Origin of the sequence: Algoriphagus sp. TR-M9 (genome assembly GCF_027594545.1) — a bacterium.
Classification (GTDB): Bacteria; Bacteroidota; Bacteroidia; order Cytophagales; family Cyclobacteriaceae; genus Algoriphagus; species Algoriphagus halophytocola.
In genome coordinates, this window is record NZ_CP115160.1 from 1187946 (window position 1) to 1200552 (window position 12607).

Genomic DNA, 12607 nt, shown 5'->3' on the forward strand with positions numbered 1-12607 from the left:
ATATCTTGTACCCAATCTCTTTATTTCAACCCAAAACAACCTATAACCTATGAAACGCTCAAAAAACCTATTATTCCTCTTGTTTCTCTTTGCAGGGCAACTCCATGCCCAGGAACTAGAAAAAGAAGCCCCGGCTGGCTTTGACCAAGCTAGAGATGGAATTTCCCACGGGGAAATCCAGACCATTACCTACAACTCAAAAACGGTTGGGAATGACAGAAAGGCCACAGTTTACACGCCTCCGGGCTTTTCTGAAAATGAAAAATACCCCGTGCTTTACCTGCTTCACGGCATTGGTGGTGATGAAAAGGAGTGGCTAAACGGAGGTCATCCTGAGGTGATTTTGGATAACCTCTATGCGGATGGAAAGCTGGAGCCAATGATCGTCGTTATGCCAAACGGCAGGGCAATGAAAGACGATAGCGCCGGAGGAAATATCATGGCGCCAGAGAAGGTTCAGGCCTTTGCGACTTTTGAGCAGGACCTGCTGAATGATTTGATTCCATTTATTGAAAAGGAGTTTCCTGTATTGACCGATAGAGAAAACCGTGCGATTGCCGGACTTTCCATGGGAGGAGGGCAGTCCCTGAACTTTGGCTTGGGCAATTTGGACAAGTTTGCCTGGGTGGGTGGATTTTCCTCTGCTCCGAATACCAAGGAGCCACAAGTCTTGGTTCCAGATCCTGAGAAGGCCAAGGACATGCTGAAACTACTTTGGATTTCCTGCGGTGATGCCGATGGATTGCTGAGGTTTTCTTCCCGTACCCATGAGTATTTGGCTGAAAATGATGTGCCACATATCTATTACTTGGAGACTGGCGGGCATGATTTCAAAGTTTGGAAAAATGGGCTTTACATGTTCTGCCAGCTGCTTTTCAAGCCTGTAGATGAATCTAAGTTCGACCAATACAGTCCGCTGGATATTACAGCGGCTAAATAAAGTAACTCCTTTCTCCTCCTTGCATTTGGAATAAAAATGATTAGAAAAATTGAAGTATACCTATGTCCGACTTCTTGATATTAAGTAACTAATATAAGGTTTGAAGTCCAAATTTACGTGCAGTGGACTGTCGACAATTATCCGCAGTTCAAAGGTTTCAATTAACCTAAAGGCAAAGTAGCGGATAATCAAATAATCAATTAACAAAACCCATAATACCATGAACCTATTAAAAACCTCAATTCTGGCATCTTGCCTCTTAATCGCCTCCTTCGCAATGGCTCAGGACGGTACCATTTATCCACTGGAAAGACCAGATGAACCCAATGCAATTTTGCTGGGAACGGGTGGTGTTGAAAACCAACCTGCTTCCGAAACATGGTTTAAGCAGTGGGGTGATCCCATGGCACGAAATATTACTACTGCTACACTTACCCCATTTTTACCTGAACCAGGCAAGGCGACAGGAGCAGCGGTACTCGTGGCACCGGGTGGTGGTTTCAGATGGCTTTCTCTGGGAAATGAAGGCTGGGAGGTAGCTCAGGCACTTGCCGATCAGGGGATAGCTGCCTTTGTTTTGAAATACCGTTTGCGACCTACTCCAGAATCCTTGGATGGTTTTAAAGAATCTATGAATCAGACTTTATCGCCACCACCAGCGCCTGCGTCTGGTTCATCGAATGCTCCAGCCCGTCCAGCTCCCTTTGATCTATCTGATCAATTGGAAGATGCCGAAGCTGCCTATGCGATGATCAAGGATAGAGCAGAAGAGTGGGGTGTTGACATGGATAGGTTAGGAATGATCGGTTTTTCTGCCGGAGCAGGCTTGACCATGCACAGTACACTGAATTCCAAGACCATGAAACTGGCTTTTATCGGCCCGATCTACGGAGGCATGGGACCGGTTGAAGTACCAAAAGATGCACCGCCCATGTTCAACGTCATTGCCACGGACGATTTTCTTTTTAGAGGGCAATTTGGTGTGATCGATTCCTGGTACAAGGCAGGTATTCCTGTAGAATTTCACCTGTACCAAAACGGTGGCCATGGCTTTGGTCTGGGTAATCCCGGTCGTACCAGTAATCGCTGGTTTGATGCCTTCATTCACTGGCTGGATGTCAATGAATTTCTGGATAAAAACTGAGTTTGCCCTGCAAATTTCATCTCTTCTCAGCTAGCGGGATTTACTTCCAAAAATACCAGAAAGACAAGTGGTAGATAGTACAGAATTATATTCTGCAAAAGTTTCTTTTTGTCTGATTAAAATTCGTTACTGAGCTTTCTGGAAGTTTTATTTAGATACAGATTAAAATAATTTAAAATTTTGAGGTTGTTTGGCCTCCAAAAACACTCTTTATAAATGAAGAGTGGAGATACCTTCCTGTTCAAAATGAAAAAAGCCCAAAAAAAACCTATTGAAACCACAGAATCATCTTCTATGCTATATATGCAGCATAGCCAAGTTATGGTGGTCTATACCGAAAAATCAGACCGGGAGGTCTGGAATTCTTTTAAAGCGGGAGATGAAGCTGCTTTTAATTACATCTACCGAAAGCATGTCGCTGATCTGTATAATTATGGGATGCAGATATGCCGTCAGGATGAGTTGACCCGTGACTGTCTTCAGAAAATGTTCGTGGATTTGCGTAAAAACCAAGCTAAGCTTGGGGATGTGCAGCGGATTAAGGGATATCTCTTTACCGTATTTCAACGCGAACTGTTCAAATTACTCAAGAAAGAAAAGAAACAGAACGCAGAATGGATAGCCATCGATGCTGAAGAGGATGCCTTTTTCATAGAATCCTCACATGAGACCAAGTTGATAGCCGAGGAGTTTGCTGATGAAAAGAAAGAGGAAATCTCCAAAGCACTCAACAAGCTTTCTCCAAAGCAGCGACAGGCAATAATCCTGCTTTACCAAGAGGAGCTTTCCTACAAGGAGATCGCTGATATAATGAACTTCAAAGAAGTGAAAACTGCCAGAACATTGGTCTATAGGGCCATGGAAAAGCTCAAAGAAATATTTGAAGTTAAGAAAGCCTAAACCAGCCCACTTTTGCCCACTACCATGGATGAAAAATTAAAATATAGAGATTTTGAATTAGAGGACTTTTTGAATGATGAGTTTTTCATCCAATGGGTCAAAAATCCTGGAGAAGAAACAAACCATTTCTGGCTGAAATGGATAGAGAACAATCCAGACAAAAGACCACTAGTTCAGCAGGCCAAGGAAATCATAACCATGGTGGATTATAAGGAGAGGTATGTGCTTTCCGACCAAGCCTACATGGACTTGTATGAAGATATAGTAGAGAAAAGCCATCAAAGGAAATCAGACGGTAAACAATTTCAGTGGAGTGGCTGGCATAAAACTGCGGCAATTCTACTACTGGTTTTTTCCACGGTTTATGGCATAGACCTGCTCAATAAGAGGAATCAGCCTGAGACAGAGATCGCCAAAACCATTTCCTGGTTGACGGTAGATAATCCTGCCGGTCAGAAATATAGATTCCAGCTCCCAGACGGTACCCTGGTTCACCTCAATGCATCCAGTAAAATCGAATACCCTGAGACTTTTGATGAAAACCATAGAACCATCCGGATGCAGGGTGAGGCATATTTTGATGTGAAAAAGGATGCAAGCAGACCATTTATCATTGAAGATGAGCAAAACCAGATCAAGGTTTTAGGTACTTCATTTAACCTCAAAAATACCGGTGATTTTGAGTTGGCACTGGTAGAAGGCAAAGTAGAAGTGGCAGATGCATCAGGAGATGTGATCACCCTAATGCCAAATGAAATGCTGATCAAAGAGAAGAACGGGAAGGTCTCCAAAACAGGCTTTAACCCGCTGGAAGTGCTAGGCTGGAGGGATCAATACCTGATTTTTAAAGACGATTCATTTGACGAAGTGATCGCTAAGCTGGAAAACTGGTTTGGCGTTGACATCCAAACTGACCTGAAGGTGGATTCCAACTGGTCCTACTCAGGAGTATACCATAACAAACCGGTGAACTATGTGCTGGACGGGATCAGTATCTCCTCGGAATTCACCTATACCATTAATAAAAACACAGTTACAATTTCAAACCCTTAAAACCCAATAACCATGAAAAAATATTACCAAAACAGCAGCTGAAACGCAAAATAGGCAGAAATGAATGAACAATTCTGCCTATAGCCTTTGCCTCAATCGTCAAATTAATCAAAGGCTAAATTTCAAGTAGTACACACTTAAAATCTTTAACAAAAGTATGGAAAAATCAATACTTAGGAAAATCATTATGCTTTCCAAATATTTTGTGTGTGCTTTCTTATTTCAGCTGTTTTGCACCTGCGTGTTGTTCGCAAGCCCGGGAAAAGCACAGCTAAAATCACTGGATGACATCACCGTGACGGTGAATTTCCAAGAAAGTGCACTCAATAAAGTTATACCTGAACTTGAAAGGCAGAGCGGATTGCTCTTTACCTATAACAAGTCAAAAGTCCCCGTGGACAAACTCAGGGTAAATGTCTCTATGACCAAAGCACCTCTTACTGATGTGCTGCATGAAATTTCGAAGCAAACCAACTTGAAATTTGTGCAGCTGGATGATAACATCCATATCACCAGAGGTCCAAAAGTCGAGAAGTCCAAGGAAGAAGCCCTTCCACCCGTAGTGGTAGAAATCACCGGGCAAGTTCTGGACCCTACCGGACTGGCTTTGCCAGGGGTGACCGTTCGGATAAAAAACACCACCCGAGGTACCACTACTGACCTGGATGGAAATTACACCATTAATGTAAATGAAGGGGAGACCTTGGTATTCAGCTTCATTGGATTTGTGGAAAAGGAAATCACTGTCACTAATCAGACCGTGATTAATGTGATTCTGGAAGAGAATCTACAATCTCTCGAAGAGGTGATCGTAGTGGGATATGCCGAGCAAAAGAAGGAAACCATTGTAGGAGCAGTAGCTCAGACGAGTGGTGAAGTCCTGAAGCGTACTGGTGGTATTTCCAACGTAGGATCTGCTTTGACAGGTAACTTGCCGGGGGTAATCACTACTGCCAGTACTGGTGTCCCAGGAGGTGAAAGCCCTCAGATTGTCATCAGAGGTCAGAATAGCTGGAATGGTAATTCCCCACTTATTCTGGTAGATGGCGTAGAGCGGCCAGAGTTTTTCAATACCATGGACATCGCTTCGGTGGAGTCTATTTCTGTGTTGAAAGATGCCTCGGCAACAGCCGTGTTTGGTTCCAGAGGTGCAAATGGCGTAATCATAGTTACTACTAAAAGAGGTAGAGAAGGCAAGGCTCAAATCACAGCCAATGTGAATTCTACCATGAAAGTAGTATCCAAGCTACCGGGCAAGTTTGATGCTTACGACGCCATAGGTGTACGAAATAGAGCTATAGAAAATGAGCTTACTGCTAATCCGGCTGGCTGGGCTGATTATGTTCCGTATGCTGTGCAGGATAAATATAGAAATCCATTGGACTGGCAGGAAGCAGAGCGATATCCCAATGTAGACTGGCAGGAAACCTTGTTTAAGGACTATGCCATGGCATATAATGCCAATGTGGGTATTCGTGGAGGCACTAAATTCACCCAGTATTTTGCGAGTATAGATTTTCAGAATGAAGGAGATTTATTTAGAAATTTTGATAATAACCGTGGCTACGAGCCAGGCTATAATTATAACAGACTGAACTTCCGTAGTAACCTGGATTTTGAATTGACATCCAGTACTAAGCTCCAGGTTAACCTAGGTGGATCTTATGGGGTAAGAAAGACGCCGTGGGGTGGAGGTGATTCCAATAGCTTCTGGAGTGCAGCCTATGCAAACCCACCAGATGCATTTATGCCTGTATATGCCGATGGCGCATGGGGAGTGTACACTCCGGATGATGTGGCGGCTCAGAACTCTGTCAGGATACTTGCTGTCAGTGGTATTCAGTACTTGACCACCACCCAGCTTTCTACCAACTTTGTCTTAAATCAGGATTTGAGCATGATCTTGAAGGGCTTGGACTTCCGAGGAACCCTGGCAATTGATAATTCATTTACCGAGAATAACCGAGGTGTTAACGATTTGTATAATACTCCATTCCAAAAGTGGATCGATCCGGAGACAGGTCTGCATCTTTACGATGATATTGTGGATGCCAATAGCCGCTTTGACTTCCGAGAAGCAGTGACCTGGGGTACCGCAAATGGTAATGTGCAAGGTGCTCAGCGAAGGTTGTATTACCAGTTTCAATTGAACTATGCGGGAAGCGTGGCAGAGGATCATCACTATAACCTGATGGGGCTGATGAGTCGGCAGCAAGATGCCACCGGAAATATGATTCCTGCCTATCGTGAAGACTGGGTTTTCCGTGCCAATTACGATTACAAGAATAAATACCTCATCGACTACAGTGGTGCCTACAATGGGTCTGAGAAATTTGCTCCTGAGTATAGGTTTGCATTCTTCTCCTCTGGAGGTATAGGATGGGTAATCTCTGAGGAAGGATTTATGAAGTCATTGTCATTCTTAGACTTCTTAAAGATAAGAGCTAGTTACGGAGAGGTAGGAGATGATAATATCGGCGGCAGATTCTTATTCATGGATCAGTGGAACTATGGTAATTCCTCTCAGCTCGGCATAGTGGGAGAAGGCGGGGAATACAGCCCTTATACCTGGTACAGCCAGACCGCTGTGGGTAACCCTCAGGTTACTTGGGAGACGGTATATAAAACCAATATTGGGGTGGAGTTTGACATGTTTAACGGCATGATCAACGGTAACTTTGAATACTTCAAGGATGACCGTAAGGATATCCTGATGTCAGGTGACCGGTCCATTCCTAGCTATTACGGAACCACAGCTCCTGCCGCTAACTTGGGTAGGGTAATCACCAATGGTTTTGAATTCACCATTGGCGCTAGCCATACTTTTGAAAATGAAATTCGGGTTTGGGGTGACTTCACCATGACTCATGCAGAAAATGAGGTTATAGAACGAGACGACCCTGAGTTGCAATTGGCCTACCAAAAAGACCAAGGTTATCAATTGGGGCAATACCGAACCCATATCAGCAATGGCTATTACAGTTCTTGGGATGAAGTGTACGGAAGTACTCCGCATAACTCCAATGACCAATTCAAATTACCAGGGGGACTTCAGATTCTGGATTTCAACGGAGATGGGATTATAGATTCCTTTGATGGTGCTCCATACGGTTTTTCCAGCGTACCTGAAAACACCTTCAGTACGAATCTAGGTGTAGAGTGGAAAGGACTTAGTCTATATGTACAGTTTTATGGAGTAAATAATGTGACCCGCGATGTACCATTGAGCAGCTTAAACAACAGGCTAAACCGAGTGTATGAAGAGGGAACTTATTGGTCAGAAGACAATACCAACCCTGATTCACCTATGCCTAGATGGGGCGCTTTGATGCCAGGATATACTAACGGGCAGCGCTACCTATACGATGGCTCTTACCTCAGATTGAAAAATGCAGAGATAGCTTACCTCTTCAATGGAAACTGGGTGAGAAATCTAGGGGTAGAGACCTTCAGAATCTATTTGAATGGTAACAACTTGCTTCTCTGGACGGATATGCCGGATGACCGCGAGTCCAATTTCTCCTCAGCGGGATGGGCGGGAGCTTACCCTACAGTAAGAAGAATCAACCTTGGCCTTAATGTTTCATTCTAAACTAGTATTTCAAATGAACAACTATATAAAACAAATCATTAAGGGTGGATTGCTGACCGTGCTTATACTTACGGTCTCGTCCTGTGAAGATTACCTGGAGCGAACTCCGGATTCCATTATATCCGAAGAAACCGCTTTTCAAAATTTCGTGAATTTCCAGGGGTTTACCGAAGAGCTTTACCATTGTATTCCAAACTTCACGCTGGCGTATTGGGTCAGTGCCTGGAATTTTGGGGATGATGAAATAGAGTCCACTGCCGGTACATTTACTGTGTCCTACAATTTTGATAGAGGAAACTTTTGGGCCTGGCAGGCAGAGCAAGGTGGAGGAGTAGGCTGGTTTGATAAAGGCAATGCCTCTACCACCGGCGGACACCACCAAAAAGCACTTTGGCCTTTGGCTTGGAGAGGCATCCGTAAGGCAAATTTAGGCCTGGAGAATCTTCACAGACTGACAGACGCTACCGACGAAGAAAGACGATTTATCGAAGGTCAGCTCCTGTTTTTCAGAGGCTGGTTTCACTTTCAACTTATCCAGTATTTCGGCGGACTTCCATACATAGATTATGTGCTTCCCAGTGATGAGAAGTTAAGACTGCCTAGACTTTCCTATCGAGAATCTGCAGATTTGGTCGCAGCTGATCTTCGCAGAGCCGCAGACTTATTGCCTTTAAATTGGGACAATACCACTGTGGGTAAAAACACCATAGGTAAGAATTCCATGAGAGTAAACAAGGCCATGGCTTTGGGCTATCTGGGTAAAAACCTGCTTTGGGCGGCTAGCCCACTGATGAACTACACGGATACCGGAAGTAAAAGCTATGATGCGGCTTACGCTAAGAAAGCTGCCGATGTATTTGGTGAATTGCTTGAATTGGTAGAAAGCGGACAGACCATTTATTCCTTGATGCCTTTTGCCCAAAAATCTAATCTCTTCTATACCACCGGTCAAAACTGGGCCATGCCTGGAGGAACGGAGGCTATGTTTAGAGCGCCGACTACTGGAGCAAATGGTAGTAACTATCAGATTTCCAAGCAGTTTATGCCGCTTTTGATTAGCCAGGGTGATGCCACCATGTTTATGCCAACTGCTAATTATGTGCATGATAACTATGGCATGGCCAATGGTCTTCCCCTACCAGATGACATTACCAAAGCGGACCCTGAGTCGGGTTATGACCCGAATTACCCATGGAAGGGACGTGACCCTAGATTCTACAGTGATATCACTTTTGATGGTGTACAGGTGATCCAAGGGTCTATTCCGGATCCTACCCAGGAAGAGCACAGGTATGCAAACCTATTTACCAACGGCAGCTACAGAAACCTAAGCAACGGTAGCAGAACGGGCTACATGAGCAGAAAGTTTGTGCCACTACGTGCAAACAAGTATGATAACGCTTATGACTGGGGAACTTCTCTCCACATCAATGTACCATACATGAGGTTGGCTGATATTTATTTGATGTATGCAGAGGCTACAGCAGTAGGGTATAATTCTTTGAATACACCGAGTGTCACTTTTGGTAAAAATGCAGTGGAAGCTGTCAATGTAATCAGAGACCGGGCAGGCATGGCTGATGTTCATCCCAGGTTTTTGGGCTCTGTAGAGGAATTCCTTCCAGAACTCAGAAGGGAACGCGCCGTGGAGCTTTCTTTTGAGAGACATCGCTTTACCGACCTTCGTAGATGGATGCTTCTAATTGAGGATGAATATACGGTGAAAACTTCAGTAGAACTGGACAGAGTGGGGGATTTCAATGTGGATGATCCTACCGAAAACCGTGTGGCAAACATACGGGAAGAAGTGATTTTGGAGCGGCCATTTACAGAAAGACATTATTGGCTTCCACTGAAAGTATCTGATGTGACACTTTACCCTGAGCTGGAGCAAAATCCAGGCTGGTAATGAAGTGAGGTAGAACTTTTCATCACCTTAACGAAAAATCATAATGAAATATATAAAGATAATGATGGTGTGGTGTGTGACGGTGGTTGTATTTCACTCCCAGCTCATGGCACAAAGCACCCCAAAAATAAACTTAAACCCGGTGGTTCAGACCAGCACTGGAAATACCATACCTGGCGCTATCATCACCAGTGAGGAGGACGAGTATTCTGCGGTGGCAGACAGTCTAGGAGTAGTGAGGCTGAATGTAACCTTGAATACCTACCTATCGGTGACTGCACCAGGGTATGAAACCAAGCTGATCATGGCTACACCGGATTTGGAAAATATTACACTGTATGCCAATCTAGGTGGGCAAGATGTGAAAGTAGCTTTCCAGAATAAGGATAAAAGAGATCTACTCGGAGGGATTTCCTATGTGAATATGCCTGAGATCCTGGAAGACAACTATATCACCTACCCATTGGAAAATATGGAGGCCTTCGTAGGTGGCTATAATGGCAATCTTTGGGGCAATAGCAGTAGATTAGTCTTAGTGGATGGTATTCCACGTGATGTGGATAGCGTGCACCCTACGGAAATTGCCCAGATTACCTTTCTGAAGGGTGTATCAGCAGTAGCCTTATATGGCAGTAGAGCTGCCAAAGGAGTGATTTTGATCACGACTAAGCGTGGTGTTGCAAACGACCAAAACATCACGTTGCGTACCAATGCTGGGGTGCATACCCCAAAGCGATATCCAGAGTATCTTGGCTCCGGTGAGTATATGACGCTTTACAATGAAGCCAGAGCAAACGATGGACTTTCTCCTCTTTTTTCCGAAAATGATATTTATAATCATTCTGCAGGAGAAAATATCTACCGCTATCCTAATGTGGATTACTACTCTCCGGAATACCTTCAGGAAGCCTATTCGAAATATGACGGTAACCTGGAAATCTCCGGTGGAAATGAGACAGCAAGGTACTATACCAATGTGGGTTTCATGACAGAAGGTACGGTAATGGACTTTGGTCAGGCAGCTGAAAATGCCAATGAACGCTTCAATGTGAGAGGTAATATTGACCTGAACCTGAATGATTTCATCTCCGCCAAAGTAGATGCATCAGCTATTTTCTATAACAGCAAGGGGGTAAATACAGACTATTGGGGAGGTTCCACCACCCTTAGGCCTTACCGTTTTTCTCCTTTGATTCCAATAAACTTCATTGAGGAAAATGACCAGGCTTCATGGGATTTGGTACAAACCAGTGATCACGTAATTAATGGGGAATACCTTTTAGGTGGTACACAGCTAGATCAGACCAATCCTATTGCAGGTATTTATGCAGGTGGATCCAATAAGTTTACCAGTCGTCAGTTTCAGTTCAATGCGGGTGTAGATGCAGACCTTCGAAATGTCCTGGATGGCTTATCCTTCAGTTCGCTTTTTGGCCTGAATTATAATACCTCCTATACCTTGTCATTCAACAATGAATACGCGGTGTATGAGCCTTCCTGGACCAATTACAATGGTATGGACATGATCGAAAGTCTGACCAAATATGGTCAGGATGCCAGTTCACGTACACAAAATATCAACGACAACTGGTTCAGACAGACGGTCTCGTTTTCTGCTCAATTGAATTATGACAGAAGGTTTAAGGACAAGCACCAGGTGAATGCAATGCTCATCGCAAATGGTTACCAGATCGCCGAATCTTCCATCTATCACAAGACCAGCAATGCGAATCTTGGTTTATACTTGGGATATAACTACAAGCAGAAATATTATGCTGAATTCAGCGGAGCATTAGTTCATTCAGCTAAGCTGCCTCCAAGTAACAGACAGGCATTCTCACCTACTATGACCTTGGGCTGGAGGCTGAGCGAAGAGGCGTTTATGTCCTCATCCTCTGTAGTGGATGATCTAAGAATTTCATTCTCTGCGGGGATACTCAATACCGATTTGGATATAGAAGAATTTTATCTCTATGAAGCGATTTATACCGATGAGGGTTCCTGGTATGAGTGGAAAGACGGCTTGAATAATACCGGTACCGATGTAAGAAGAGGGGAGAACATGAATCTTACTTATCCGAAAAGAGAGGAAATCAGCGTAGAGTTAAACGCATCTCTTTTTAATAACCTGATCACTGTGAATGGATCTGCTTTCACTAGTAAAATGACAGGACTATTTGTACAAAACAGCATTTTGTACCCGAGCTACTTTGTGACAGGCTGGCCTATTTCCTCTTGGATTCCTTACGTGAACTATAACAACGACACCAGAAATGGGGTGGATTTTCAGTTGAACCTGAACAAGCGTCTGGGTGAGGTGCAGTGGACCTTAGGGGTGTCCGGACTTTACTATGATACCAAGGCTTCCAAAAGATCAGAAAACTTCGAAAACTCTTACCAAAATAGAGAAGGCATGCCGCTAGATGCTATCTGGGGACTGGAAAGTCTTGGATTCTTCAGTGGAATGGATGAGATCGAAAACTCTCCTACTCAGGCATTTGGCGAAGTGAAACCTGGAGACATCAAGTACAAAGATCAGAATGGAGATGGAGTGGTAAACGCTCAGGATGAGGTTTATCTGGGTAGAGCAGGATGGTCTGGAGCACCGTTGACTATGGGCTTGAATCTCTCTGCGAAGTTCAAAAACTTTACCTTCTTCGCTTTGGGAACCATGCGCAGCGGAGCCTATGCGATGAAAAACAACGATTACTTCTGGGTGAATGCTGACGATAAGTATTCGGCCGAGGTTCGGGGCAGATGGACGGAGGAAACTCAGGGTACTGCCACATTCCCTAGGCTGACTACACTGAACGGCGCCAATAATTTCCGCAATTCAGACTTTTGGCTGTACAGCACCAATAGATTTGACCTAGCTAAGGTTCAATTGTCTTACTCCTTTCCGAAATCCATATTAGGTAACGGCTTTATCAAGCAGCTAGGCACCTATATCAGTGGTAGCAACCTGCTGACAGTGTCCCCAAACAGGGAGATTTTGGAGATGAACATAGGTTCTACCCCTCAGACCCGTTTCTATAATTTCGGTATCAGAGCACAATTTTAATTCGACCC

The 12607-nt window shown here is 44.1% G+C and carries 7 protein-coding genes; all 7 read left to right on the plus strand.

The genetic code is table 11. The annotated features are described in order from the left end of the window. Window positions 1–49 precede the first annotated feature (49 nt). On the plus strand, window positions 50–940 hold the full coding sequence (locus PBT90_RS05410) for an alpha/beta hydrolase (RefSeq protein WP_320055345.1): 891 nt from the start codon (window positions 50–52) through the stop codon (window positions 938–940). A gap of 220 nt (window positions 941–1160) precedes the next feature. Continuing rightward, a complete protein-coding gene (locus tag PBT90_RS05415; protein ID WP_264809380.1) occupies window positions 1161–2084 on the plus strand; it encodes an alpha/beta hydrolase in 924 nt (307 codons plus the stop codon). A gap of 216 nt (window positions 2085–2300) precedes the next feature. Continuing rightward, window positions 2301–2984 (plus strand): RNA polymerase sigma factor, encoded by a 684-nt coding sequence (locus tag PBT90_RS05420; protein ID WP_264809381.1) that lies wholly within the window; start codon window positions 2301–2303, stop codon window positions 2982–2984. A gap of 24 nt (window positions 2985–3008) precedes the next feature. After that, window positions 3009–4037, plus strand: coding sequence for a FecR family protein (locus PBT90_RS05425; RefSeq protein ID WP_264809382.1), 1029 nt, complete (start codon window positions 3009–3011; stop codon window positions 4035–4037). 157 nt (window positions 4038–4194) lie between these two features. Further along, window positions 4195–7629 carry a SusC/RagA family TonB-linked outer membrane protein gene (locus PBT90_RS05430; RefSeq protein WP_264809383.1) on the plus strand — a complete coding sequence of 1145 codons (3435 nt, stop codon included), beginning with the start codon at window positions 4195–4197 and terminating at the stop codon, window positions 7627–7629. Window positions 7630–7642: 13 nt separating this feature from the next. Then, the gene (locus tag PBT90_RS05435) at window positions 7643–9538 is read left to right on the plus strand and encodes a RagB/SusD family nutrient uptake outer membrane protein (RefSeq protein ID WP_264809384.1); all 1896 of its coding nucleotides are present in this window, start codon (window positions 7643–7645) and stop codon (window positions 9536–9538) included. Window positions 9539–9581: 43 nt separating this feature from the next. Next, window positions 9582–12599: a SusC/RagA family TonB-linked outer membrane protein gene (locus PBT90_RS05440; RefSeq protein ID WP_264809386.1), complete on the plus strand. Its 3018-nt coding sequence runs from the start codon at window positions 9582–9584 to the stop codon at window positions 12597–12599. Window positions 12600–12607: the final 8 nt, after the last annotated feature.

Bases quoted from the DNA above. Each gene is read 5' to 3' on its own strand.
- PBT90_RS05415 (WP_264809380.1), top strand. From the start codon at position 1,161: ATGAACCTATTAAAAACCTCAATTCTGGCATCTTGCCTCTTAATCGCC.
- PBT90_RS05425 (WP_264809382.1), top strand. From the start codon at position 3,009: ATGGATGAAAAATTAAAATATAGAGATTTTGAATTAGAGGACTTTTTG.
- PBT90_RS05410 (WP_320055345.1), top strand. From the start codon at position 50: ATGAAACGCTCAAAAAACCTATTATTCCTCTTGTTTCTCTTTGCAGGG.
- PBT90_RS05435 (WP_264809384.1), top strand. From the start codon at position 7,643: ATGAACAACTATATAAAACAAATCATTAAGGGTGGATTGCTGACCGTG.
- PBT90_RS05420 (WP_264809381.1), top strand. From the start codon at position 2,301: ATGAAGAGTGGAGATACCTTCCTGTTCAAAATGAAAAAAGCCCAAAAA.
- PBT90_RS05440 (WP_264809386.1), top strand. From the start codon at position 9,582: ATGAAATATATAAAGATAATGATGGTGTGGTGTGTGACGGTGGTTGTA.
- PBT90_RS05430 (WP_264809383.1), top strand. From the start codon at position 4,195: ATGGAAAAATCAATACTTAGGAAAATCATTATGCTTTCCAAATATTTT.